The 25,595-nt window shown below is 65.9% G+C and carries 23 protein-coding genes; 11 read left to right on the top strand and 12 right to left on the bottom strand.

Going from position 1 to position 25,595, the window contains the following annotated elements; all coding sequences use genetic code 11:
• The first annotated feature begins 111 nt into the window (after positions 1-111).
• The 3 genes from C4S73_RS07870 to C4S73_RS07860 all read left to right on the top strand — a co-directional run bounded on the left by C4S73_RS07870 (position 112) and on the right by C4S73_RS07860 (position 4,362).
• Positions 112-738: a DUF6198 family protein gene (locus C4S73_RS07870; protein WP_200827963.1), complete on the top strand. Its 627-nt coding sequence runs from the start codon at positions 112-114 to the stop codon at positions 736-738.
• A gap of 245 nt (positions 739-983) precedes the next feature.
• The gene (locus C4S73_RS07865) at positions 984-2,141 is read left to right on the top strand and encodes an alpha-hydroxy acid oxidase (protein WP_103871952.1); all 1,158 of its coding nucleotides are present in this window, start codon (positions 984-986) and stop codon (positions 2,139-2,141) included.
• A 529-nt stretch (positions 2,142-2,670) separates the two neighbouring features.
• Positions 2,671-4,362: an arylsulfatase gene (locus C4S73_RS07860; protein ID WP_103871951.1), complete on the top strand. Its 1,692-nt coding sequence runs from the start codon at positions 2,671-2,673 to the stop codon at positions 4,360-4,362.
• A 258-nt stretch (positions 4,363-4,620) separates the two neighbouring features.
• Here the strand turns inward: C4S73_RS07860 and C4S73_RS07855 are convergent, their stop codons facing one another.
• Both C4S73_RS07855 and ettA read right to left on the bottom strand, forming a co-directional pair.
• Complete coding sequence (locus tag C4S73_RS07855) at positions 4,621-6,408, bottom strand: peptide ABC transporter substrate-binding protein (RefSeq protein ID WP_103871950.1); 1,788 nt, start codon at positions 6,406-6,408, stop codon at positions 4,621-4,623.
• Between the two features lie 274 nt (positions 6,409-6,682).
• A complete protein-coding gene (ettA, locus tag C4S73_RS07850) occupies positions 6,683-8,335 on the bottom strand; it encodes an energy-dependent translational throttle protein EttA (RefSeq protein WP_103871949.1) in 1,653 nt (550 codons plus the stop codon).
• 161 nt (positions 8,336-8,496) lie between these two features.
• Between ettA and C4S73_RS07845 the strand changes: the two genes are divergently transcribed.
• The gene (locus C4S73_RS07845) at positions 8,497-9,063 is read left to right on the top strand and encodes a hypothetical protein (protein ID WP_244595495.1); all 567 of its coding nucleotides are present in this window, start codon (positions 8,497-8,499) and stop codon (positions 9,061-9,063) included.
• 133 nt (positions 9,064-9,196) lie between these two features.
• A complete protein-coding gene (locus C4S73_RS07840; protein WP_103871947.1) occupies positions 9,197-10,021 on the top strand; it encodes an MBL fold metallo-hydrolase in 825 nt (274 codons plus the stop codon).
• 76 nt (positions 10,022-10,097) lie between these two features.
• Here C4S73_RS07840 and C4S73_RS07835 read toward each other — a convergent pair whose 3' ends face one another.
• Positions 10,098-10,838 (bottom strand): SDR family oxidoreductase, encoded by a 741-nt coding sequence (locus C4S73_RS07835; protein WP_103871946.1) that lies wholly within the window; start codon positions 10,836-10,838, stop codon positions 10,098-10,100.
• 101 nt (positions 10,839-10,939) lie between these two features.
• On the opposite strand from C4S73_RS07835, the gene C4S73_RS07830 reads away from it, so the two are divergent.
• On the top strand, positions 10,940-11,587 hold the full coding sequence (locus C4S73_RS07830) for a TetR/AcrR family transcriptional regulator (protein ID WP_103872404.1): 648 nt from the start codon (positions 10,940-10,942) through the stop codon (positions 11,585-11,587).
• Positions 11,588-11,657: 70 nt separating this feature from the next.
• Positions 11,658-11,990, top strand: a complete 333-nt coding sequence (locus C4S73_RS07825; RefSeq protein ID WP_103871945.1) for a hypothetical protein — start codon at positions 11,658-11,660, stop codon at positions 11,988-11,990.
• A 22-nt stretch (positions 11,991-12,012) separates the two neighbouring features.
• On the opposite strand, the gene C4S73_RS07820 is transcribed toward C4S73_RS07825, so the two are convergent.
• Together C4S73_RS07820 and C4S73_RS07815 are read right to left on the bottom strand one after the other, a co-directional pair.
• Positions 12,013-13,842 (bottom strand): monovalent cation:proton antiporter-2 (CPA2) family protein, encoded by a 1,830-nt coding sequence (locus tag C4S73_RS07820; RefSeq protein ID WP_103871944.1) that lies wholly within the window; start codon positions 13,840-13,842, stop codon positions 12,013-12,015.
• A 113-nt stretch (positions 13,843-13,955) separates the two neighbouring features.
• The gene (locus C4S73_RS07815; RefSeq protein ID WP_103871943.1) at positions 13,956-14,969 is read right to left on the bottom strand and encodes an aldo/keto reductase; all 1,014 of its coding nucleotides are present in this window, start codon (positions 14,967-14,969) and stop codon (positions 13,956-13,958) included.
• 179 nt (positions 14,970-15,148) lie between these two features.
• Between C4S73_RS07815 and fliK the strand changes: the two genes are divergently transcribed.
• From fliK to mog, 4 genes are all read left to right on the top strand, one after another.
• Positions 15,149-16,762 (top strand): flagellar hook-length control protein FliK, encoded by a 1,614-nt coding sequence (gene fliK / locus C4S73_RS07810; protein WP_160115691.1) that lies wholly within the window; start codon positions 15,149-15,151, stop codon positions 16,760-16,762.
• Positions 16,759-17,064, top strand: a complete 306-nt coding sequence (locus tag C4S73_RS07805; protein ID WP_103871941.1) for an EscU/YscU/HrcU family type III secretion system export apparatus switch protein — start codon at positions 16,759-16,761, stop codon at positions 17,062-17,064. The genes fliK and C4S73_RS07805 overlap by 4 nt, the downstream gene beginning before the upstream one ends.
• A complete protein-coding gene (locus C4S73_RS07800) occupies positions 17,061-18,191 on the top strand; it encodes a GNAT family N-acetyltransferase (RefSeq protein ID WP_103871940.1) in 1,131 nt (376 codons plus the stop codon). The genes C4S73_RS07805 and C4S73_RS07800 overlap by 4 nt, the downstream gene beginning before the upstream one ends.
• Before the next feature lie 83 nt (positions 18,192-18,274).
• Positions 18,275-18,820, top strand: coding sequence for a molybdopterin adenylyltransferase (mog, locus tag C4S73_RS07795; protein WP_103872403.1), 546 nt, complete (start codon positions 18,275-18,277; stop codon positions 18,818-18,820).
• A 382-nt stretch (positions 18,821-19,202) separates the two neighbouring features.
• Here mog and C4S73_RS07790 read toward each other — a convergent pair whose 3' ends face one another.
• The 7 genes from C4S73_RS07790 to C4S73_RS07760 all read right to left on the bottom strand — a co-directional run bounded on the left by C4S73_RS07790 (position 19,203) and on the right by C4S73_RS07760 (position 25,595).
• Complete coding sequence (locus C4S73_RS07790; RefSeq protein ID WP_103871939.1) at positions 19,203-19,772, bottom strand: glutathione peroxidase; 570 nt, start codon at positions 19,770-19,772, stop codon at positions 19,203-19,205.
• Between the two features lie 302 nt (positions 19,773-20,074).
• Positions 20,075-20,458 (bottom strand): response regulator, encoded by a 384-nt coding sequence (locus C4S73_RS07785; RefSeq protein ID WP_103871938.1) that lies wholly within the window; start codon positions 20,456-20,458, stop codon positions 20,075-20,077.
• Positions 20,459-20,468: 10 nt separating this feature from the next.
• Positions 20,469-21,551, bottom strand: a complete 1,083-nt coding sequence (cheB, locus tag C4S73_RS07780) for a chemotaxis-specific protein-glutamate methyltransferase CheB (RefSeq protein ID WP_160115690.1) — start codon at positions 21,549-21,551, stop codon at positions 20,469-20,471.
• 5 nt (positions 21,552-21,556) lie between these two features.
• On the bottom strand, positions 21,557-22,150 hold the full coding sequence (locus C4S73_RS07775; RefSeq protein WP_103871936.1) for a chemoreceptor glutamine deamidase CheD: 594 nt from the start codon (positions 22,148-22,150) through the stop codon (positions 21,557-21,559).
• A complete protein-coding gene (locus tag C4S73_RS07770) occupies positions 22,147-22,995 on the bottom strand; it encodes a CheR family methyltransferase (RefSeq protein ID WP_244595493.1) in 849 nt (282 codons plus the stop codon). Before C4S73_RS07770 ends, C4S73_RS07775 begins: the two co-directional genes overlap by 4 nt.
• Positions 22,996-23,016: 21 nt before the next feature.
• The gene (locus tag C4S73_RS07765) at positions 23,017-24,999 is read right to left on the bottom strand and encodes a methyl-accepting chemotaxis protein (protein ID WP_160115689.1); all 1,983 of its coding nucleotides are present in this window, start codon (positions 24,997-24,999) and stop codon (positions 23,017-23,019) included.
• A gap of 89 nt (positions 25,000-25,088) precedes the next feature.
• Entirely contained in the window at positions 25,089-25,595 is a 507-nt protein-coding gene (locus tag C4S73_RS07760) for a chemotaxis protein CheW (protein ID WP_103871934.1), read from the bottom strand.

The raw sequence follows: 25,595 nt of genomic DNA, 5'->3' as shown, positions 1-25,595 counted from the left end.
CAGGCTGGCGGAAAGGGAGCTTCGGCCCTACAGGATCGCCCCGCATGGCTCAACCGTTGCATCGCCGCAGCCACCGCCCGAATGCAGGCAAGCAGACCCGGAACCGACGAAATGACGGACGCCTCGACCGTGGCTGCCAGCAGCGAACGCCACCGCCTGTGGGAGGACGTCTTCGCCATGCTGCTCGGCACGCTGCTGGTGAGCATCGGCATCGCGCTCTACACCAAGGCGACCCTGCTCACGAGCGGCGCGGCGGGGCTGGCCCTGCTGCTGCAATTCGCCACCGGCATCAATTTCGGCATCCTGTTCTTCGCCCTCAATCTGCCGTTCTACTGGCTGGCGATCCGGCGCATGGGCTGGCGCTTTGCCCTGCGCACCTTCATCGCCGTCGGCCTCGTCTCGGCTTTCAGCTGGGCGACGCCCGGCTGGGTCAGGATCGAATCCGTCGATCCGATTTACGCCGCGCTGGCCGGCGGCAGCCTGATAGGGCTTGGCCTGCTCGCTTTGTTCAGGCATCGCACCGGCCTGGGCGCGGTCAACATCCTCGCGCTCTATCTGCAGGAAACGCATGGCATCCGCGCCGGCTGGTTCCAGCTCGGCGTCGATGCGCTGATCCTGCTGGGCGCGCTCTTCCTGCTGCCGTTGGACAAGGTCCTGATCTCATTGGCCGGCGCGGCGGTGCTGAACCTGATCCTGGCCGTCAACCACAAGCCCGGGCGGTACATGGGCGTCTCCTAGGCTCCACCTCAGCCCTCATGCTGGAGGAGCCGCTAGGCCATCCCTCAGCCCTCATCCTGAGGAGCCGCGCAGCGGCGTCTCGAAGGATGCTCCAGCACTCTCTGGAACCATCCTTCGAGACGCGCCTGCGGCGCTCCTCAGGATGAGGGCTGAGAGATGGCGAAGCTTTTTCGGCGAGCCGGTTGCCTGCCGCAATCATCCGTGCGACCGAGCGGTTGTCGACTGACCGCGGAGACGCAAGCACCATGGCCCAGCCCCTGACCATCGAAGACCTGCGCATTCTGGCCAAACGCCGCGTCCCGCGCATGTTCTACGACTACGCCGATTCCGGCGCGTGGACCGAAGGCACCTATCGCGCCAACGAGACCGATTTCCAGGCAATCAAACTGCGCCAGCGCGTCGCGGTCGACATGACCAACCGCACGCTGGCCTCGACCATGGTCGGCCAGCCCGTCGCGATGCCCGTCGCACTTGCCCCCACGGGGCTCACCGGCATGCAGCACGCCGATGGCGAGATCCATGCCGCGCGCGCCGCCGACAAGGCCGGCGTGCCCTTCACGCTCTCGACCATGAGCATCTGCTCGCTCGAGGATATCGCCAACCATGTCGGCAAGCCGTTCTGGTTCCAGCTCTATGTGATGAAGGACCGCGACTTCATCGCGCGCCTGATCGAGCGCGCCAAGAAGGCCGGGGTGACCGCCCTCGTGCTGACGCTCGATCTGCAGATCCTCGGCCAGCGCCACAAGGACATCCGCAACGGCCTCTCGGCGCCGCCCAAACCGACGCTGGCCAATCTGATCAACCTCGCAACCAAGCCGCGCTGGTGCCTTGGCATGCTCGACACGCCGCGCCGCAGCTTCGGCAACATCGTCGGCCACGCCAAGGGCGTCGGCGACCTGTCCTCGCTCTCCTCCTGGACCGCCGAGCAGTTCGACCCCGCACTGAGCTGGGACGACGTCAAATGGATCAAGGACCTCTGGGGCGGCAAGCTGATCATCAAGGGCATCCTTGATCCCGAGGATGCCGAGAAGGCTGCCCAGAGCGGCGCCGATGCGCTGATCGTCTCGAACCACGGCGGCCGCCAGCTCGACGGCGCGCTCTCCTCCATCGCAGCCCTGCCGGCAATCGTCGATCAGGTCGGCGGGCGCATCGAGGTCCTGTTCGACGGCGGCATCCGCTCCGGCCAGGACGTGATCAAGGCGCTTGCCCTGGGCGCGCACGGCACCTTCATCGGCCGCGCCTTCCTCTACGGCCTGGGCGCGATGGGCGAGAAGGGCGTGACCGCCTGCCTCGACATCATCCGCAAGGAGCTCGACATCACCATGGCGCTCTGCGGCCTGCGCGATGTCCGCGATGTCGACGGGCGCATCCTGGTGGACGGTAACCGGCAAAGACGGGCGTAAGGCGAGAGCGCGGGAGCCTCGCCTCCGGTCTTTCGATGCAGAACAACGGCGCGGTCCCGCCCGCCTTGCCGATCTGGAACACCGCCACTCCGACACCCTGCCCACCTTCACGCTCGACGTCACCAGGGCGTGACTAGCCCCGCGATATCGCCGGCCAGATCGGGTGCGCAGTCAGGGCGCGGTGAAGCGGCCGCCGAACCGAACTGTTCCTGTCCATGGCGCCGCGTTACCGAAGGCGCAGGCATTGCAGGGACGGCGAAGCTGTCCGTCAGCGCGCCCAAGCAGAAGTTGTTTCGTATCGAACCTAAGCAGGACTATGTTGCCGTTGCGGCTCGGCTTACCCTCTGTCAGCCCAACCGCAGAAGCACGCAACTCCCTGCATATATACTTCAAAATCGATATAGTTGGAAGTAACGCGCCAATTCAGACCAGAACAACATCAGCGTCGCAGATCGTATTATCCGCACATCAAATAAAAGGCCTCTGATGCCTCAAATCCCTGATGCATCAAAATTCGGGGGACCACACGATGTCTGCTGAGAATAATATCGATAAGCTTAAACTTGCCCAGCGCCATATCGACAAGATACTCCATAGCTGGCGCACGCATTCCTGTGCCGCTCTGGCCGGCGCGACAGCGCTGCTCTCATTCGCCTTGCTCGATCCTGCCGCCGCGCAAGCGCCGGCCCAGCAACCTCGGCCGAACGTCGTTGTCATCATGGGGGACGATATCGGCATCTGGAACATCGGCGCCTATCATCGCGGCATGATGGCAGGGCGGACGCCGAACCTCGACAAGATCGCGGCCGAAGGCATGTTGTTTACCGACTACTATGCCGAGGCAAGCTGCACGGCCGGGCGCGCCAACTTCATCACCGGCGAACTGCCGATCCGCACGGGCATGACGACGGTTGGCCAAGCGGGAGCACCAACCGGCCTGCCTGCGGAGGCCGTGACGATTGCCACCGCACTGAAAGGAATGGGTTACGCCACCGGCCAGTTCGGCAAGAACCACCTTGGCGACAAGAACGAGTTCCTGCCAACGGTGCACGGGTTCGATGAGTTCTTCGGCTATCTCTATCACCTCGACGCGATGGAGGACCCCTGCCATCCGAACTATCCGCAGGAGCTGAGGTCGCAGGTCGGCCCGCGCAACATGGTGCATTCGCTGGCGGCCGATGCCGACGACGTCACTGTCGACCCGCGCTGGGGCAAAGTCGGCAAGCAGACGATCCGTGACGCGGGCGAACTCTGCCCGAAGCGGATGGAGACCGTCGACGACGAGATCCGCGACCTGTCCTTCAAGTTCCTGGACAAGGCCAAGGCGGACAACAAGCCGTTCTTCCTCTGGCTCAATCCGACCCGCATGCACATCGTCACGCATCTTTCGCCGAAATACGAGGCGCTGCGCAATTCGAAGAACGGCTGGTCGATCCATGAAGCCGGCATGGCGCAGCTCGACGACGATGTCGGCCTGGTGATGCAGAAGCTCAAGGACATGGGCGTCGACGACAACACCATCGTCGTCTTCACCACCGATAACGGCACCGAAGTCTTCACCTGGCCCGATGGCGGGCAGACGCCCTTCGCGCAGAGCAAGGGCACGGTCATGGAAGGCGGCTTCCGCGCTCCGGCCATGATCCGCTGGCCGGGCAAGGTGCCGGCGGGCAAGGTCGAGAGCGGCCTGATCTCGGGGCTCGACTGGTTCCCCACCTTCCTCGCTGCTGCCGGCAATCCCAACATCGCCGAAGAGCTGAAGAAGGGTAAGCAGATCAGCGGCACCAACTACAAGGTCTACCTGGACGGCTACAACCAGATGGACCTGATCACCGGCAAGGGCCCGTCGAACCGCGAGGAGATCTTCTACTTCGGCGAAAGCGAGCTCGGCGCGGTTCGCATCGGCGACTACAAGTATCGCTTCATCGACCAGCCGGGCGGCTGGCTCGGCGACAAGACCAAGGCGGACGTGCCCTACCTGACCAATCTGCGCCTCGACCCGTTCGAGCGCACCGGCTGGCCCGAAAACGGCACGAAGTCGGGCTCGCAGAACTACTTCTCCTGGTTCCAATACGAGTTCTGGCGCTTCGTCTTCGTCCAGCAGCAGGTTGCCAAGCTGGCCATGACGGCCATCGAGTTCCCGCCCATGCAGAAGGGCGCGAGCTTCAACCTCGATGCAGTCAAAGCCAGGATCGAAGCCGCAAGGTCGGCGATGGGCAAATGAATGGGGCGAGGCGCCCGGCCGATCTCGGTTGCGCGCGCCAACCTCACGCTCTTGGCGAGCGGTCCGCGCACCACCAAAGCCAGACACTCGCTCCGCCCCGACCATGAAGAAAGCCCGGCGGATAAAATCCGCCGGGCTTTCGCCTTGTGAGATCGTGATAATCTGCCGCCAAACGGACGTCCGCCATGAAGCCGTTTATCTTGGCGCCATGGCCGCTGCGGCCCCTCGCGGAGATGATCCGCGAGGGGCCGCTGGTACTTAGCTGCGATACCAGGCAGCGAGGTTCCAGGTATCGACGTCCCAGCCGCTATGGTCATGCGCGAGGTTCAGCGCTGCGGCGACAACCTTCTTCCTCGAAAGGATCGGCAGGATGACGTTGGCCTCGCAGAATATCTCGTTGACCTTGATCAGCAGCTCAGCGCGCTTGGCCGGGTCGAGCTCCTTCTGAGCGGCCTTGTAGGCCTCGTCTGCAGCCGGATCGGTGTAGCGCGAGACGTTGCGGCCCAGCCACTTGTTCTCCTTGTTGGCGACTTCCCAGGAGACGAACTGGTTGAGGAAGCGCTCCGGATCGGGCTGCGGCTGCGTCGTCGTATACATCTCCATGTCGACATAGAGCTTGGTATAGGTGTCGGGGTTCGCCACATCAGACGAAAAGAACACCGAGGCCGTCACCGATTTCAGCTCGATATCGATGCCGGCGCGCTGGCACGCCTGCTTGACGATCGCCTGGACCTTCTGGCGCGGGGCGTTGATCGAGGTCTGGTAGACGTATTTGAGCTTCTTACCGTCCTTCTCGCGGATGCCATCGGCGCCCTTCTTCCAGCCGGCATCGTCGAGGATCTTGTTGGCTTTCTCGATGCTGAACTCGTATTTCAGCTTCGGCGACTTGAACTGCTTGGGCTCGTTGACGAAGCTCGCGGTCGCGGTGCCGGCGCGGCCATAGATGAACTTCTGGATCGAGTCGCGGTCAATCAGCAGGTTGATCGCCTGGCGCACGGCCGGGTCCGACAGTGTCGGGTGCTTGGTCTTGACGCTCGAACGCTCGCCATCGACCTCGGTCCAGGGATCGGTCGTGTTCAGGGTGATGAACTCGATATCGCCGGCAGGTGCTGCGCTGATCTTGCCGCGGCCGCCCGTCTCCATGCGCTTGAGGACTTCGTCCTCGACCAGCGTGTCCCAGGCGTAGTCATATTCGCCGGTCTGCAGCACGGCGCGCGCCGCCGAGACCGCGTCGCCGCCACCCTTGATCTCGAACGTGTCGAAATGCGGCTGGTTCTTGACGTGATAGTCCTCGTTGCGGGTGCCCGAGAGGATGTCGCCCGGCTTGAAGTCGGCGAACTTGTAGGGTCCGGTACCGACCGGCTTCAGGTTGGCCGGGGCCTCGCGCGACTTGGCGCCCTTGTACTCGCCGAAATGATGCTTCGGCAGGATCATGCCGGCGACGCCGACGAAGGGATCGGCCCAGAACGGCGTCGGCTTGGCGAAGATCACCTTGACGGTCAGATCGTCGATCTTCTCGACCTTGATGTCCTTGTAGGCGCCGGAGGTGTAGGCGGCGGTCGCCGGATCGGCGGCATATTCCCAGGTGAAGACGACGTCGTCGGCGGTGAACGGCTTGCCGTCATGCCACTTCACGCCCGGCTTCAGCTTCCAGGTGACGCTCGTGCCGTCACCCGAGAGGCCGCCATTGGCCTTGCTCGGCACTTCGGCTGCGAGCTGCGGGATCAGGTTGCCCTCCTTGTCCCAGCCGGCGAGCGGCTCGAAGAACACGCGCGACGCGATCTGGTCCTTGGTGCCCGAGGCGAAATGCGGGTTCAGCAGCGTCGGCGCCTGCCAGAGCAGCATCTTCAGCGGCCCGCCGCCGCCGGCCTTGGTCGGCTTGTATTCGAGCGTGGCGTTCGCCATCGCAACGTCGTTCCAGGCCAGGATCTGGCTCGCGATCGGCGCGGTGATGCCGACGGCAGCCAACCTCTGGATGAAGGAACGGCGAGAAAGCCCGCCGTTCTTGACGCCCTGAACCATATCTTCGATTTGCCGGCTATCCATAACGCACCTTCGCAGTACAGTCGCTGACGCCCATGATCGAGCGGCAAGACATAGAAAACTTCATCAAAGCTACAGCATTACTATGCCGCGGCCGCGAAACACCCGTAGAAGCTCCCCCTTAAGCCCCGCTTAAAGGGGCAGGCAAAGCGGCGCATCTTTGACCAGAGTGCCGCCGCTTTAGCCACCCCGCACGACGCATGCCGTGCGTGCACGCGCGTAACGAAAAGGCCCCGCGGCGGACGCCGCGGGGCCTTTTCGTTGATCCATCGATGCCTCAGCGCGAGAATTTCTTGTACTGGATGCGCTTGGGAATGGTGCTGTCGATCCCGAGGCGACGCTTCTTGTCTTCCTCGTAATCGGCGAAATTGCCCTCGAACCACTCGACATGGCTGTCGCCCTCGAAGGCGAGGATGTGGGTCGCGATGCGGTCGAGGAACCAGCGATCGTGGCTGATGATGACGGCGCAGCCGGCATAATCCTCGAGCGCCTCTTCCAGCGCCCGCAATGTGTCGACGTCGAGGTCGTTGGTGGGCTCGTCGAGCAGCAGGACGTTGGAGCCCGCCTTCAGCATCTTGGCGAGATGGACGCGGTTGCGCTCGCCGCCGGAGAGCGAGCCGACCTTCTTCTGCTGGTCGCCGCCCTTGAAGTTGAAGGTCGAGCAATAAGCCCGTGAATTGATTTCCCTCTTTCCGAGATAGAGGATGTCGTTGCCGCCCGAGATTTCCTCCCAGACGTTCTTCTTGTCGTCGAGTGAGTCGCGGCTCTGGTCGACATAGCCGAGCGTGACGCTCTCGCCGATCTTGATCGTCCCGGAATCCGGCTTGTCCTGACCAGTGATCATCTTGAACAGCGTCGTCTTGCCGGCGCCGTTGGGGCCGATCACGCCGACGATGCCGCCCGGCGGCAGCTTGAAGCTGAGGCCGTCGATCAGGAGCTTGTCCTGGAAGCCCTTGGAGAGATTCTCGAAATCGACGACGTTATTGCCGAGCCGCTCGGCGATCGGGATGATGATCTGCGCGCTATCGGGGCCCTTGTTGTTGGCCTTCTGCACCAGCTCGTCATAGCGCTGGATACGGGCCTTGCTCTTGGCCTGACGGGCCTTCGGCGAGGCCTGGACCCATTCCTGCTCGCGCTCAAGCGTCTTCTGGCGCGAGACGTCCTCGCGACCTTCCTGCGCGAGGCGCTTCTGCTTCTGCACCGACCAGGCGGAGTAGTTGCCCTCATAGGGGATGCCCTGGCCGCGATCGAGCTCGAGGATCCAGCTGGTGACGTTGTCCAGGAAGTAGCGATCGTGCGTGACGATCAGGATCGCGCCAGGATAGGTCCGCAGGTGGCCTTCGAGCCAGGCGGTGGTCTCGGCGTCCAGATGGTTGGTCGGTTCGTCGAGCAGCAGCAGCTCGGGCTGCTCCAGCAGGAGCTTGCACAGCGCGACGCGGCGGCGCTCGCCGCCCGAGAGCTTCGAGACCTCCCAGTCGTCGGGCGGGCAGCGCAGCGCGTCCATCGCCTGATCGACCTTGGAGTCGAGATCCCACAGGCCCTTGGCCTCGATCTCGTCCTGCAGCTTGGTCATCTCGTCGGCGGTCTCGTCGGAATAGTTCATCGCGAGATCGTTGTAGCGATCCATGATCGCCTTCTGCGGGGCGACGCCGAGCATGACGTTGTCGCGGACGTTCAGGGTCTCGTCGAGCTTTGGCTCCTGCGGCAGGTAGCCGACGCGCGCGCCCTCGGCCACCCAGGCCTCGCCGGTCCATTCCTTGTCATAGCCGGCCATGATCTTCAGCAGCGTCGATTTACCGGCGCCGTTCACACCGAGCACGCCGATCTTGGCGTCCGGGTAGAAGGACAGGTGGATGTCCTTGAGGATCTGCTTGCCGCCCGGATAGGTCTTCGACAGGCCGCGCATATGGTAGATGAATTGACGGGACATAAGCGTGCAGGCTCCGCTCTCGGACTGATGGGCCGGGGCTTTCAAGGAAATGTGCCGCGTATGTAGCGAGGCGGGCGCCAAGCCGCAACCGGCGCGGTTGCCGGCGCGTCCCCGCTTCACTACAGCGGATGCAGTGCAGCCACAGCAGGCGGACCCGATCGTTGACGCCTCCAGCACAGACCGCCGCGATCGAATTGCGCCTGCGCGACAGCGCGCAGCTGTTCAACACGCTCGACCCGTTTCCCTTCCGCGAGCGCGACCTCTCCGCCGAGGCTGAGCAGTTCATCGTTGAATGGGCGGATGAGCTGCCGAAGGACCAGCCGATCGAGATCGTCATCCATCTTCAGTCGGATGGCGACGAGCGCGGCGCCCCCTCGGACCTCGAAAGCGCGATCACCGGCTGGTTCCGCGCCAAGGAGAAAGCGGAGACGCGCGCGATCCGGGAGCTGTTCCGGGACGGCCGCCTCGCATTTCTGATCGGTTTCGCGGTTCTGTCCGTCTGCCTGTTCCTGAGCTGGACGCTGACCCAGCGCTTCGAGGGCCCTTTCGTGCGGGTCCTTCAGGAGAGCTTCGTCATTATCGGATGGGTGGTCATCTGGCGGCCGGCAGAAATGTTCCTCTATGACTGGCTGCCTTTGCTTCGTCGCAGAAAGCTTTACGCGCGTCTCGCCAGTGCGACGGTGACGATCAGGCAAACCGCGCCGGGCGCCACCCCCGCCGGACATTAGCCAGCCCGACGCCACGCTTGTCGCTCGCGACGGGCACACGCTTCACGAAACCGCCAGAGCAGCGGCTAAGACTTCCCCCGGCCCGGCTTTTGCCTCAGCTTCCGCTTGCTGGGACTGGATACGGGAGCGGCCGATGCGCGTGTCGAAGATGCTGTTGCCAAGCGCACTGGCGCTGTTTGCCGCCGCCCTCCTCGCCGTGCCCTCACGCGCCCAGTCCGACGAACCCGGCTGCCGCCCCGAAATGGCGGGCCTCATGCTGCCGATCCAGCGCGCCAACCTGACCCATCCGGTCAATCTCGCAAAAGGCGAGGCGCGCCTGACTTTCGTCGGCCACGCCACCTTCCTGATCGAGACGCCGGGCGGCATCAAGGCCGCTACCGACTATAACGACTATGTCCGCCCGCCTGAGACGCCGGACATCGCGACGATGAACAAGGCGCATTCGACGCACAACTCGCGCAATCCCGACCCCGCCATCAAGCAGGTCCTGCCGGGCTGGGACCCCACGGGAGCCGGCGCCGCCAAGCATGAGATCACGCTCGGCGACTTGCGGGTGCGCAATGTGCCAACCAACATCCGCTCCTATTCGGGCTCGACGGATTTCGACGGCAATTCAATGTTCGTCTTCGAGATCGGCGATCTCTGCATCGCCCATCTCGGCCACCTCCATCACCCGCTGGAACCCGGGCATCTGCGCGCGCTCGGCCGCGTCGATGTCGTGCTGTTCCCGGTCGATGGCAGCTATACGCTCGATCAGGAGGGCATGGTCGAGGTGCTGAAATCCCTCCAGGCCAAGGTGATGATCCCGATGCATTTCTTCGGCGGTTCGAGCCTGAACCGCTTCCTGGCGCGCTCGCAGGATCTATGGCCGGTCGAACGGCGCGCCACATCCACGATCACCATCGCCAAATCCGCCCTGCCGGCAAGGCCAACCATCATCGTGCTGCCCGGCAACTGACCGGCAGGAATGCCGGACAGGCGTCGTAGGCGGCGGCTTCTGCGTTCTCAACTGAGCCGCCGCACGCTGCCTGCCTTCAGGTGTTGACGCCGCCATCGATGGCGAAGCCGGCGCCGGTCACGAAGCGGGCCTCCTCGCTCGCGAGATAGGCGACCATTCCGGCGATGTCGTCGGGCTTGCCATAGCGCGGGATCGCCATCTTCGCCCGCTGCGCATCGGCCTGCGCGCCCGCAGCCGGGTTCATGTCGGTATCGGTCGAGCCGGGATGGACGATATTGACTGTAATGCCGCGCGGGCCGAGATCGCGGGCCAGCCCCTTGGTGAAGCCGATCAGCGCGGCCTTGCTCATCGCATAGAGCGTCGCGCCCTGCTCGACCACCCGCTCGGCCAGGCAGGAGCCAATCGAGATGATCCGGCCGCCCTCGCCGAGATGGGCCGAAGCCGCCTGGGACGCCACCACGACGGCGCGCACATTCACCGCGAGCGTCGCGTCGATATCCTCAAGCGTCCATTCGGAGACCGGCCCGCCGCGCCAGATGCCGGCATTGTTCACGAGGATGTCGAGTCCGCCTAAGGCGGAGACCGCCTTTTCGACGCCCCCCTTCACCGCCGCAACATCGGCGCTGTCGGCGGCGATCGCGACACCCTTGCGGCCCAGCGCCTCGATCGCTCGCACGATCTCGGCTGCCTTGTCGGCGGAGCGCTCATAGGTCAGCGCGACATCGGCGCCTTCCTGGGCCAGGCGAAGGGCGATGGCCGCGCCGATCCCGCGGCTACCGCCGGTCACGAGGGCACGTTTTCCAGATAGGCGGGACATTGGTCCGCTCCATTTATGTGTTGATCGATACATAAAACATGGAGGGCTTGCCCAGCGCCGTCAAGGGAATATATATCGATCGACACAGAAAGGTTGAAGCCATGGCCGAACGCGGGCGTCCGCGCAGTTTCGACCGCGAATCCGCCTTGGCCCGCGCCATGACGGTGTTCTGGGATCGCGGCTATCAGGCGACCTCGATGAGCGATCTCACCGAGGCCATGCAGATCAATTCGCCCAGTCTCTACGCCGCTTTCGGCAGCAAGGAGGCGCTTTACCGCGAAGCGATCGCTTATTTCTCGGAGACCGAGAGCGACGATATCGTCGCGCCGCTCAGGCAGGCGGATACCGCGCGCGCCGCTCTCGAGGGCTTCCTGCTGGCCAGCGCCGAGACCTTCACGCGCCCGGGCCGCCCGCCCGGATGCATGGTCGTGCTCTCGGCCGTGAACGCCGTCGGCGTCGGCGATGAGACGAGCCGGATCCTGCGGGAGATGCGCGCGGGAAGCGTCGATGCCATCGAAGCGCGGCTGCGCAGCGCCATCCTTGCCGGCGAATTGCCAGCCTCCATCGATGCGCGCGCGATCGCGAGCTATTACGTCACGGTGCAGCAGGGCATGTCGATCCAGGCCCGCGACGGTGCCTCGCGCCCGATGCTCGAGGCGATTGCGCGTGGTGCCATGGCCGCCTGGGAGGCCCTGATGGTGGCGCCCGGCAGCGCCGCTGCATCGACAATCGCGTTAACGGCTCGCTGAGGTTGATCGGAAGCTCCTGTTGCTCGCGCCGCGAACTCGGGCATTTTAGCCAGGGTCGGAGATTTGCATCATGAACCGCGCGCTCAAGATCGCCTGCCTCGTCCTCGCAACCACCTTGCTGCCCGCGGTCGCCGAGGCCAGAAAAATGCGTTTTGGCGGCGGCAAGACCAGCCCCACTCCGGCGACCTCGAACACCAGCCGCGGCCTTCTCATCATACCCGGCGTGGGTCTTTCATCGCGCGCAGCGGCGGCCCAGATCGGCAAGCCAGAGCGAGCCCCCTTCCCGCCCGCGACCACGGCGGCCCTCGAGCCGACGCCGCTCCGGCTCACGATCAATGACGACGCCAAGAAGCCCTGGTGCCGCAGCGACGTCGTCGTCGGCGGCTTCTGCGTCGTGAACTGAGCAGCCCAGCGCTAACGGTGGATCATTCGCCGTAATCGTCGGGCATGTTGCCGTGGATCTTGCCGGCCGCCTTCGGCTTGGTCAGTGGCGCAGGTGTCGGCTTGGTCAGGGGCGCGGGCGTCGGCGCATTGCCGCGAACCAGATTGCCGCCGGCATGGATGTCGCTCGCCACCTGCAGATCGAGCCGCTCCTCGTCGCGACGGCGGACATCCTCGGCGATTTCGCGCGCCTCCTCCTCCGGCACGCCCATGCCCAGCAGCACGGCAGTGCCGAAGGCCATCGCGGATTCGAAAGTCTCGCGGATCTGGTACTCGACGCCGACGCGGATCAGGTCCATCGCATGGCCGCGATCATAGGCGCGCACGAACAGCTTGGCGTGCGGGAAGTTCTCCTGCGCCACCGCCACGATCCTGTCGGAGGTGGCGCGATTATCGACGCAGATCAGCACCGCCTCCGCCTGCCCGGCCCCCGACGCATGCAGGATTTCCGGACGCGTGCCGTCGCCATAATGCACCTTGAAGCCGAAATCGGCCGCTGCCGTGATCAGCTCGACATCGACCTCGATGATCGAGACGCTGAACCCGCGCGCCAGCAGCGATTGGCTGGCGACCTGCCCGAAGCGTCCGAAGCCGATGATCAGCGTCCGGCCGTTGAGACCGTCGGCGACGTCGACGCCGTCGAGCGAGGTCTCCTCCGGCGGCAGATAGCGGTCGAGCGCGATCACGAGCAGCGGCGTCAGCGCCATCGACAGAATGACAGTGGCGCTCGCCACCGCATTGATATGCGCGTCGAAGATGCCCGCAGACAGCGCCGCAGCGTAAAGCACGAAGGCGAATTCGCCGCCCTGCGAGAACAGCGCGACGCGCGTGATCGCCTCGCGCGTCTTGGATTTGAAAAGCTTGGCGACGATGAAGATGCCGGTCGCCTTGACCGCCATGAAGGCGAGCACGGACAAGGCGATCAGCGCCCATTCGCGGACGATGACGCCCAGATCCAGCGACATGCCGACCGCGAGGAAGAACAGGCCGAGCAGGATGCCGCGGAACGGCTCGATATCGGCTTCGAGCTGATGGCGGAAACTCGATTCCGATAGCAATACGCCGGCCAGGAACGCGCCCATCGCCATCGAAAGCCCGCCGAGCTGCATCAGCAGCGCCGAGCCGAGCACGACCAGCAGGGCCGCAGCCGTCATCACCTCGCGCGCCTGCGCCAGGGCAAGGATGCGGAACATCGGATTGAGCAGCCAGCGCCCCGCCGCGACCAGCCCCGCGACGCAGGCGAGCCCGATGCCGAAGGACAGCCAGGCATCGTCGCTGCTGTTCTTGAACGGAGCCAGGAACGCCGCAATCGCCAGCAACGGCACGATCGCCAGATCTTCGAGCAACAGGATCGAGACGGCCTGCTGGCCTTGCGGCGTCGAGGTCTCGCCACGCTCGTTCAGCATCTGCATGACGACAGCGGTCGATGAGAGCACGAAGCCCATGCCGGCGAGGAAGGCGGCCGGCAGGGGCAGCCCGTAGACGACGCCGACCCCGGTCAGCAACGCCCCGCACAGGGTCACCTGCGCGACGCCGAGGCCGAAGATTTCGCGCCTCAGGTTCCACAGCCGCGAGGGCTGCATTTCCAGCCCGATGATGAAGAGGAACATCACGACGCCGAATTCGGCGACATGCAGCACGGATTCAGGATTGCCAAACAGCCCAAGCCCATAGGGCCCGATCGCGAGCCCGGCGCTGAAATAGCCCAGCACGGAGCCCAGTCCGAGACGCCGGAACAGCGGCACCGCGACGACCCCCGCCCCGAGCAGGCTTACGACCTTGATCAGGTCGCCCGTGACACCTTCGACCGCCATAAACCCCCGCATCGCCGCTTCGGTGCCGCCGTGCCGCCCGGCAGCTCCCCCGTCGTCCAGTTAGGTATGCATGGCCGCGATGGCAAACCCCTTTCTGCCGCCTGACGCAATCGTCAGACGCCGGTGCGGCTGATCCGTCCTTCCAGCGGATAGGCCGGATCGCTGTAGCCCGGCGTCGAGGGGTGGCCGGCCGGAACGAGAGAGTCGACCAGCGCCTCGTCTTCCGCCGTAAAGTCGGCGTCGAGGGCCGCGAGATAACCCTGCCATTGCTCCAGCGTGCGCGGCCCGGCGATCGCCGCCGTCATGAGCTTGTTGTTCAGCACCCAGCGCACCGCGAACTGGATCGGCGTCAGGCCGCGCGCTGCGGCATGTGCCTTGATCGTCTGGGCAATGACGAGGCTTTCCTCGCGCCATTCGGTCTGCATGATCCGCTTGTCGCCGCTCGCGGCCCGCGTTCCCTCCTGGGGCGCCTGGCCCGGCTCGTATTTCGCGGTCAGAACGCCACGCGCCAGCGGCGAATAGGAGGCGACGCCGAGGCCGAAATGGCCGCAGGCCGGCAGATGTTCCACCTCCGGCATGCGGTTCAGCGCGTTGTAATAGGGTTGGCTGACGATCGGCCGGTCGATGCCGAGATCGTCGCAGAGGCGGCAGATCTCGGCGAGCCGCCAGGAGCGGTAGTTCGAGATGCCGAAATGCCGGATCTTGCCTTGGCGCACGAGGTCGCCGATCGCGCGCACCGTCTCGGCCAGCGGCGTCTCGTGATCCTCCTTGTGGAGATAGTAGATGTCGATGAAATCGGTGCCGAGCCGGCGCAGGCTGTCCTCGCAGGCCTGCATCACCCATTTGCGCGAGAGCCCGCGCTGGTTGGGGCTGGGGCCCATGCTGTTGGCGACCTTGGTGGCGAGAACCCAATCGTGCCGGTTCGCCGCGATGGCGCGGCCCGTGACCTCCTCGGAGCGCCCTTCATTGTAGACATCGGCCGTATCGATGAAATTGATCCCGGCGGCGCGCGCATGGTCGACGATCCCGCGCGAATCCGCTTCGCTGGTCGCCCCGCCGAACATCATCGTGCCCAGGCACAGCGGCGAGACCTTGAGGCCGGACTGGCCCAGTCGACGATAATCCATAGCTAGCACTCCATCGCGTCAGGCTTCCGAGCCTGCCCCAGCGGGGCGGCAGGCGCCAGCACCACTTGCGCAGCACGCCCCTGCGGGCTGCGCCGCTCCTCAGCCCCGGCACTCCCAACGCAAGGAAATGCTTAAACTTTCATGTCAGGGTTTAAGCGTCACGCTCACGGCCAATGCCAATGAACCTCGCCGCGCTCATCCAGAGCCAGAATTTGGCCACCCTGCTGCAGGCGCTCGCGCCGGCGTCGGAGCTGGCTGTCGGCAAGACGGTCGAGGCGCGCCTGCTCTCGCTCGCCGGCGACGGCACAGCGATTGCGCTGGTCGACAATACCCGGATTTCGCTCGTGCTCGCCGGCCCCGAGGCGAAACAGGCGACGCTCCAGCCCGGCGCCACGCTGGTCCTGCGGATCGACGCCACTGAAGAGCCGCAAGCCGGCCTGAAGGCCACGCTTCTCGAAATCCGCCCTCCCGCGACCGCCCAACCGCCACGACAGACCCTGCCCACGGATCCGCCCGCCGCCTCGCTTGCGACAACGCCAGGCGCTACCGCGCCGACTCCAGTCACCACCAGCCCCGCAACGGTACTCGCCGCGCTGCAACGGGCGAACCTGTCCCTCGATCCGTCTGCCCCTCCGCTTGCGACAACACCAGGCGCTTCCGCGCCGATACCGGCCACCACCAGCCCCGCCCCGGCACTCACCGCTCCGCAACGGCCATCCGTCTCGCAACCGCTCCCAGCCTCGCAGCCAGCCGAGACCGTCGCAGCTGAAGCGCCTGTCGCCACGCCTCGCTCCGTCGTCGGTCCGCTGCTCGGCGCGGCGCTGGCGCGGCAGGACAGCCTCGCCCCGCTTCTCGCCAATCTGCGCGGCCTGGCCGAGGGCTCGATCGCGCTCGTCTTGCCGAAACCCCTGCTCGCCGCGATCGACCGGGTTCTGGTTCAGCCCATCCCGGTCGAGCGCAAGCCCCTGACGGCGCAGGTGCTTAAGGAAGCCGTGCAGGGCTCCGGCCTGTTCCTGGAGGCGCGGCAGGCCAGCGGCCAAGCACCCCCGCCACGCGGCGATCTCAAGGCGAGCCTGCTGGCCCTGCGCGAGAGTCTCGTTCCCCTGATCGACGCCCTGTCCATGCGCCCCTCGGCCGCCAATTCCGGACCGGTCGAGAGAGCCCAGCAGGCCGCGCGCGAGCAATTGGCGAGGCTTGAGCAGCCGATGACCGGGCCGGAGCAGCAGAGCCGCCCTGCCCCGCCGCGCCGCGACGGACCGCTCGCGCCCCAGAACATCGCCGAGCCGAGCCTGTCGGCGGGCGAAAAGCCCCTCGCCATCGCCGAGACCTTGCTGGACCAGACCGATGCGGCCCTCGACCGGATCAAGCTCGGGCAATATGCCTCGCTGCCGCTGGAGGGCGCTCGCGCCGATCAGGCGCAGAACCAGCGCTGGCTCACCGAGATCCCGCTTGCCTTTCATCAGGGCTCCGCGGTCCTGCCGCTGCAGATCGAGAAGGAACCGCCCCGGCGCGACGCCAATGGCGTGACGCCGCCGCTCTGGCGCATTCGCTTCGCGCTGGATGTCGAGCCGATGGGGCCGCTTCAGGGTGTGGTGACGCTGCAGGGCCGCAGCGTCGGCGTCACGCTCTGGGCCGAGCGGGAGGAAACGAGCCGCATGCTGCGCGGCGCCAGCCCTGGTCTGGAAGCCGCGCTGGTCGATGCCGAATTCGACAAGGGCGTCATCGATATCCACACCGGCCAGCCGCGCGTGGCCCAGCCCACCGCCGGCCAGTTCCTGGACCGCCTCTCATGACGACGCCCCTGCCCCGTCAGATCGCCATCGCGCTCGAATATGACGGGCACGGCGCGCCGCGCGTCACGGCCAAGGGCCGGGGCGAACTGGCGCAGCGCATCATCGACACAGGCCGCGAACATGATGTCGCCATCGAGCAGAACGCCGTGCTGGCGCAAGCGCTTTCGGCGGTCGAGCTGGACGACCAGATCCCGGAGGAGCTTTACCGCGCCGCCGCGCAGGTCATCGCCTTCGTGCTGTCGCTGCGCGGCGAACTGCGTCGCGGTCCGCGCGAGGGTCATCGGGACGGCAAAACGCCTTGAACGCCGGCATCGTCGTCAGGCGCGCCCGCCCCGCCGACTACGTGGCGCTCGGCCCGGCCTTCGCCGAGCTCGCCCGCCATGCGCTGGAGCCCAACCCGCATATGGCGCCTGCTGCTGTCGCGGCCGCCATGCTGCTGGTGCCGGAAGCCGAGATCGTTATTCTCACGGCCTGGCTCAGCGAGGCACTCGGCTCGGAACGGCTGATCGGGGTCTGGGTGCTGCGCCGGCAGCGCGACTGGCGCAGCGGCTTTGCGGCGGTTCTCGTATCGCCTCTGCTGCCGCTCTACGAGGTCTCGTCCATTCCGGTGCTGGACCGGGACCATGCCGATGATGTCGCGCAGGCGATGCTGCGCTATCTGCTGGCCTCCGGAGACCTGCCCAAGACGCTGGCCCTGCCGCTTCTCCCCATCGAGGGCGCCGGCTTCACCACCCTCGCGGAAGCCTGCCGCGTCACCGCAAGCCGGCTGCGAACCTACGAGACCTGGGCGCGTCCGGTGATGCTGGCGCAACCCGGCGACGACACCGAGCGCTATCTCCGACGCGCGCTCGGCTCCAGCTACAAGAAGCGCATGCAGCAGTTCCGCGCCATCGCCCGCAATGGCGCGGTCACCTTGCGGCGCAGGCGCGGCGATGCGGCCCGCGACGCGCTCGAAACCTTCCTGAATCTCGAAGCCGCCGGCTGGAAGGGCAAGGAAGGCACCGCGATCGCCTGCCTGCCTGCGGACGCCGCCTATTTCCGCGAACTCGTCATGCGCTTTGCCAGGGAGGATGCGCTTCAGGTTGATGCGCTGCTGCTCGACGAGCAGCCGATCGCCATGGGGCTGCTGATCGAGAGCGCCGGCACCCGCCATTTCCTCAAGATCGCCTATGACGAGACGCAAAGCCGTTATTCGCCCGGCCGCGCGCTGACCGTGGCGATGATCCAGGCCGATTTTGCGGGAACGCCCGCCACCTTTTTCGACAGTGGCGCCGGCGATGGCGTCGATGCCGGAACCTATGTCTGGGGCGAGCGCCGGACGATGGCCAATGCGATCATCGGCCTCGGCAGCGCCCGGCCCGGCCCGGCGCAGATGGCCGCGCGCGCCCGGCAATGGCTGCGCCGCCTGCGCGACCGCCGCAAAGGCTGAGCTCGTCGGATTTCGGTGGCGTCCACCCCAGTCATCCGGCACATCTGCGCCACGTTTTTTTCGGAAAGCATCGAGGCTGCGGCATGAGCACGGATATCAGGATCGGAATCGTCACCGTGTCGGACCGCGCCTCCGCCGGCATCTATGCCGATGAGGGCGGGCCCGCGATCCGGGACTATCTCGACAAGGTGCTGGCCTCGCTCTGGCACCCTGTCATCCGCGTGATCCCGGACGACCGCAAAATCATCGCCGACACGCTGGTCGAGCTTGCCGATCGAGAGGGCTGCTGCCTGATCGTCACCACCGGCGGCACCGGGCCGGCACCGCGCGACGTGACGCCTGAAGCGACCGAGGATGTCGTGGAAAAGCCGATGCCCGGCTTCGGCGAATTGATGCGCCAGGTCAGCCTGACCAAGGTCCCGACCGCGATCCTCTCGCGCCAGACGGCCGGCATTCGCGGCAAGGCGCTGATCGTCAACCTGCCCGGCCGCCCCCGCGCCATCGCCGAATGCCTGGACGCGGTCATGCCGGCGATACCCTATTGCATCGACCTGATCGAAGGGCCGTATCTGGAAACCGACCCGGCGGTGCTGGTCGCATTCAGGCCGGCGACGAAGCCGAAGACCTGACGGGAGCCGAGCTCTCAAAGTCGCTTTGAAAAACTCCCTCAGCCCTCATCCTGAGGAGCCATTCCCAGGGGAATGGCGTCTCGAAGGATGCTTCAGGAGGCTCCGGAACCCGCTGGAGCATCCTTCGAGACGCCGCTTCGCGGCTCCTCAGGATGAGGGCTGAATTCTCAAACGTCTGCCACCGCGTCAATTTTGCTCGGAAACGCACCGTCATTCCGGGGCTGCGCGAAGCGAAGAGCCCGGAACCCATAACCTCAGGTTTCAGCAGGCGAAGCCGTAAGCGGCCCGCTCCGTGCTGAACCGGCGGCGGCTCTGGGTTCCGGGCTCGACCCTGCGGGCCGCCCCGGAATGACGGTGTGTTTCTCAGGCCAATACGGCAGGCTCAACCCGCCCGCAGCTCCTGCCCGATCGCGCGCACGAGCTGCGGGCCGATCGGATCCGTGGCTGTCGAATAGCCGCCGATCAGCTCGCCGTCGCGGCCAACCAGATATTTGTGGAAGTTCCAGCTCGGTGTTTCGCCCGGGCGCTGGGCCGCGGCCCAGCGATAGAACGGATGCGCCTCCGGACCGCGCACTTTCGTCTTCTCGGCGAAGGCATAGGTCGCGCCATGGCTCTGGCGCGCAGCTTCGGCGATCGCAGCGCCGTCCAGCGGCTCCTGCCCGCCGAAATCATTGCTGGGCACGGCGATGAGCATCAGGCCCCGACTGGCATAACGGTGCCAGAGCTGCTCCAGCGTGCCGAACTGCCCGGCAAAGCCGCAATTCGTCGCCGTGTTGACGATCAGGATCGGCCGGCCCCGATAATCGGCCAGCGCCATCGCATCGCCGCCGGCCCGCTGGAAGGAAAAGCTGTAGGCGTTCGGTGCGCTCTGCGCGACGGCCGAACGGCTAAAGGCGGCCACCGCGCCGATGCCACCGGCCAGCCCAAGCAGATTTCGACGCGACAGCGGCATGGCGATCTCCCCTGCAACCGGACTCATCGGCGCTTCCGAGGATATTACGTCGAGAACGGCGGGATGGATGTGTTCAGGCGTCAAGATGTCGTGAGCGGGTCGAACGAGACGAGGGCTTGCCGCAACTAAGGCTCCGACATTCTCTAAGCCCTCATCCTTCGAGACGCCATTCCCCCGGGGAATGGCGTCTCGAAGGATGATTCAGGAGGCTCTAGCGACATCTGGAGCATCCTTCGAGATGCGCTCTACGAGCGCTCCTCAGGATGAGGACTGGAGTCTCCCGACACTCTTCAGCAGGCCAGTCAGCAGGCCAGGACCTTCTTCACCCGCACTTCGAGGTCGCGCAGCTCATAGGGCTTCACGACATAATGGTCGGCGCCATTGGTCGTGGCCTCGTCCATCTTGTCGACCGAACGCTCGGAGGTCGCCATGATGATCTTGATCTGGTTCAGCTCGGGCACCGAGCGGATCGCGCGCAGCAGGTCGATGCCGCTCATGCCGTCCATGTTCCAGTCGAGCAGCAGCAGATCATAGCGCTTGGTCTGCATCTTCATCAGGGCTTCGCGGGCGTTCTCGGCCTCGTCGATGTCCTGGAACTCGATCTGCTTCAGGAAGTAGGTCGCGAGACCGCGCATGCTCTTCTGATCGTCGACCACGAGGATCCGGTAGTCGCTTCTCGCTTTCATCACGTTCTCCTTACGCGGTGCGCAGATTGGGGCGCTCGCCGATCAGGTGGCTCACCGCAGCGCCGATCTGGTCGAGCGCGACAACCCTGTCGACGGCTCCGATCTCGAAGGCCGCTTTCGGCATCCCGTTTACCACGCAGGTTTCCCCACTTTGGATTAACGTCTCGGCGCCAGCTTTACGCATAGCTAACAAACCCTCAGCGCCGTCGCGGCCCATGCCGGTCAGCAGGACGCCGACCGCATGCGAGCCGAGGCTGCGCGCCACGGAATGGAACATCACGTCGACCGAGGGCGAATGGCCGCTCACCAGCGGACCCTCCCTGAGCGCGCAGACGAGTTCGCCACGGCGCTCCTCGATCTCGAGATGGCGCGGCCCGCCAGGCGCGACCACGGCCATGCCGGGCTTCAGCCGGTCGCCTTCGGCGGCCTCGCGCACATCGAGCCCGGTCGCAGCCGCCAGCCGCGCCGCGAACTTCGCGGTGTAGCCCGGCGGCATATGCTGCACCACGACGATCGGGATGCGCAGATGCGCGAGGTCGCGCATCACCACCTGCACGGCGGGAACGCCACCGGTCGAGGCCCCGATGGCGATGAGCGAGGTCCGCCCGCCCGCTCGCGAAGCCTCGCGCATGGCGGCAGGACGCACCGGCGCGTCCTCGCGCCGCGCCGCGAACATGCGCCGGCTGGCCGAGGCCCGCTGCAGCGCCGCCACGAGATGCTTCATGAAGCCTTCGAGCGTATGCGTCGTGCCGTCGGGCTTCTCGATGAAATCGATCGCGCCGAGTTCGAGCGCCTGGATCGTGTTGTCGGCGCCGGGACCGCCAAAGGCCGAGACGATCAGCACCGGCAGCGGGTCCTGCTTCAGCACCCGCGCCAGCAGCTTCAGGCCGTGCCGGCCCGGCAGTTCCAGGTCGAGCGTCACCACATCGGGGCGCAATTCCTGGATCGCGTCCCAACCCTCCTCGGCGCTGCCGGCGACGCCGATGACCTTGAAGCCCGGCGCGGAGTCGATGATCTGCGTCATCAGCTTCTGCATCAGGATGGAATCGTCGACGACGAGGACTTTCACGGGTGCGGAGGAAGAGGACAGCATGCTCATCACCAGATTTCGACTTCACCGGCCACCGGCTGCGTCTTGAGGCGGTTGAGATAGGCGATTTCCTGCTGGTGCTCGCTGCTGCGCACGCTGGGCTGGACATGCTGCACCCAGGCGCGCCCCGTCGAGGGCTGGTAGTGGATTCGCCGCGAGCGCGTGCCCCCGACATCCTTCGAGACCACCGGAATGCCCTCGCGTTCGAGGAATTCGGTGACGAAGGCGATGTTGCCGTCGCCGATCGCCAGCATCGTCGCGCCCGAGAGAACGCGCGCCCCGCCGAAGACCTTGGCCTCGAACTGGTTGCGTCTGGCGCCACGCTTGAGCAGGCCGTTGATCAGCACCTCCATCGCCGTGTCGCCATAGCGCTCGCCGGCATGGGCGTCCGAGCCGCCGTTGTTCTTCGGCAGCAGGAAATGGTTGAGGCCGCCGACCCCGGCCTGGGGATCGCGCATGCATACCGAGATGCAGGAGCCGAGCACCGTCGCGACGATCTCGTCCTTGGCCGAGGTGATCTCATGCTCGCCCGGCGCAACCGTGATGATGGTCGCCTCGAATCGGGGGTCGAAATAGCGGCGGGACGACCGGACGACACTCATGGAATTCTCTCGTAGATGGTGCGGCCGATCAGGCGCAGCTGCGGATGCGGCTGCGGAAGCGATTCAGAATGTCCGAGATAAAGAAACCCGCCGGGCGCCAGCAGCGCCACGAAGCGATCGAGGATCGAGGCCTTCGTCTGCGTGTCGAAATAGATGAAGACGTTGCGGCAGAAGATCACGTCGAACGGCCCGCGCATCGGCCAGGTCTCGATCAGGTTGAGCCGCTTGAACGCGATCAGCCGGCGTAGATCGTCACTGATGCGCACCTCGGTCCGGCCGGGCGCGCCGTCGAACTTCAGCATGGGCTTCACATCGGGCGGCAAGCGCTCGAACAATTCGGCGGGATAGATGCCCGCTTCGGCCCGCACCAGGATATCGGTGTCGATATCGGTCGCGAGGATGCGGAAATCGAGATCGCTGCGCGAGCCCAGCACGTCGCGGCAGGAGGCGGCGATTGTATAGGGCTCCTCGCCCGATGAGCAGGCCGAGGACCAGATCCGGATGCGCCCGCGCCGGTTGCTGCGCTCCTGCACCAGCTTCGGCAGCACATCCTTGCGCAGATGGTCGAAATGGTGCCGCTCGCGGAAGAAGGCGGTGTGGTTCGTGGTCACCGCATTGATCAGCTCGGGCAGTTCATCCTGCGCGGCCGGCGTCTTCAGGAAGGCGCAGTATTCGGCGACGGAGCCGAGCCCGAGCGCCTTGACGCGGCGCGCCAGCCGGCCGCGCGTCATCGCTTCCTTGTGCTCGCGGATGACGATGCCGGCCTGCTCGTAGACGAGCTTGGCGATGAAGCCCATATCGTCGCGCGTCAGCGTGACATCGGTGACGGCTGGCTGCACTGGCATGAGACTCGATCTGGACATGGCCTAGAACTCCGCCCAGTCGTCGGCGCGACCGCCGCCGGCGGCACGACGACGCGGCTCCGGCCGCGCGCTTGCGGCCAACGCGGCCTCGCTCCGGCGCGGCTCGGCGCGGCGCGGAACCGGACGCGGCTGTTCCGCCGGCGATGCGGCAGCCGGACGCTGAAGCCGGACGGGCTCGACAGGCGCGAAGGCCCGGGCGGGCGGTGAATCGGCACGGAAGAAGGTCACGAGCGTCCGCAGCGTCGCGATCTCGTTCATCAGCTCATGGGCCGACGTCGCGCTCTGCTCGGCCAGCGCCGAATTCTGCTGCGTCGTCTCGTCCATATGCGCGACTGCGCGGCTCATATCCTCGATGCCATTGGCCTGCTCGGCCGCCGACGAGGAGATTTCGACGACGGTCGCGGAGACCTTGCCGGCCGCAGCGACGATGCGCTCCAGCGCCTCGCCGGTGCTTTTGACGAAGCGCACGCCTTCGCCGACCTGCTGGTTCGACGAGGCGATCAGCCCCTTGATGTCCTTGGCCGCCTGGCTGGAGCGCTGGGCGAGCGAACGCACCTCCGAGGCGACGACCGCGAAGCCCTTGCCGGCATCGCCGGCGCGGGCAGCTTCGACTGCCGCATTCAGCGCCAGCAGATTGGTCTGGAAGGCGATGGCGTCGATCACCGAGACGATCTCGGAAATGCGCACCGACGAATCCTCGATCAGCTCGATCGCGCCGACGGCACGCGCGACGACATCCTTGCCGTCCTGCGCCACGTTCATCGCCTCATTGGCGAGTTCGGTCGCCTCGCGTGAACGCGTGGCGCTGTGTTTGACGGAGGCAGCCAGCTGCTCGGTCGTCGCCGCCGTCTCCTCGAGATTGACGGCGGTCTGTTCGGTCCGCGTGGCGAGGTCCCCCGCGCCCGCATTGATCTCCATGGCGGCGCGCGAAACGTTGCCGGCCGTGCCCTGGATCGTCGACACGGTCTGGCCGAGATGCTCCATGGCGCCATTGAGGTTGTGCTTCAGCTCGGCGAGTCCGCCGCTATAGCTGCCGGTCATGCGATGCGTCAGGTCGCCCTCGGCCAGCGCGCCGATCACGCCGGACAATTCGCCGATCGCGCCTTCGACCAGCGTATTGATCTGGTTCATGCCGTCCGCGATCCGCGACAGCGCCTCGGGCTTTCCGGCGAGCGGGACGCGGCGCGAGAAATCGCCCTCGACCGCAGCCGAGACCATCTCGGCTACCTCGGTCGCGGCAGCGAGTTCGTCGGTGAGTTCGAGCCATTCGACGGCCGTGCCGAGCTGCCGGCCGTCGGCATGCATCACCGCCGTGAGCGAGAGCGACACCGTGCGCCGGCCGAGCGCGAAGCGGATCGGCTGCCCCCCGCGCGGACTATGGCGGCCAAGCTCTGCCCGACCCTGAACGCTCTCCATCACCTTGCCGAGCATGTCCTTGGCGGAGCAGCCCGGGAATGCGGCGCGGAAATCCTCCTGCGCCTCGCCGAAGAACTTCAGCAGCGAATTATTGACGTAGACGACGCGATTATCGCCGTCGCAGACCATGACATTGGTGCGGCAGCTGTCGAGCGCGGCGCGGATGCGGGCCGCTTCGACGCCGGAATCGTGGATGGTCTTGAGGGCGCGCGCGAGATCCCCGATCTCGTCCTTGCGGTCGAGGCCGGGAATAGCGACATCCTCGCCCTCGGCAAGCTGGCCAACGGCATCGCGCATCGCCGAAATCGGCCGGTGGATGCTGCGCGCCGCGAACCAGCCGACGAGTGCGATCGCGCCCAGCGCGGCGGCACTGAGCGTCAGCATCGGACGCGCAGCCGCATCGACGACGCCGGCAATATCGGCCGCGCTCAGGCCCAGCTGGGTCAGATCGTTCAGCCTGCCCCAAGCGACATGATAGGCGGCGGCGCCGACCGCCCCGCCCGCTACGAAGGCCGCGCCGACGAACATCAGCGGCAGCTTGATCGACAGTCTCGAAAAGGAACCGAGCACGCTGCCCATATTCTTGTGTCGCTTCTTTTTTTAAGGCCCGCGTTCTTCCGACGCGACTCTCGCGGACCTGCCCCGATCTTCGGGTTTCGTCAGTTGGCTCGTGCTTTCGCCATCGGCGCTTCCGCCCCGCCGTCGCGGATCACCGCAGCGAGATCGAGCAAAGCGACGATGTCGGTGTCGAGCAGGACGAGACCTTCGATCAGCCCGTGTTCGTCGCGCTCCAGATCAGGCGCGGGCCGAACTGCGCTGACCGGCACGTCGACGATATCCGACACGGAATCGACGAGGAGACCGGCAACCTTGTCCTCGATGTCGACGACGACGATGACATGGGTCGCGGTGGCCTCGGTCTGGCCCAGCCCGATCGAGGTGCGCAGGTCGTAGACCGCAAGGATGACGCCGCGCAGGTTAAGCACGCCGCGCACATGCGGAGCTGCATGCGGCAGCGGCGTCGTCGCCTGCCAGCCCTTGATCTCGCGGACCATGCCGACATCGATGCCGAAGGTCCGGTCGCCGACCTTGAAGGTCACGATGCGACGCACCGAAGACTCGGCCTGCATCGACGAGAAGTGCTTTTCGCTGAGTTGAAGGGTCAT

It is taken from the genome of Allobosea lathyri (genome assembly GCF_900108245.1).
GTDB classification, from domain to species: domain Bacteria; phylum Pseudomonadota; class Alphaproteobacteria; order Rhizobiales; family Beijerinckiaceae; genus Allobosea; species Allobosea lathyri.
Note: the sequence above shows the minus strand (reverse complement) of the source record. Positions and strands in the feature narration are given on the sequence as shown.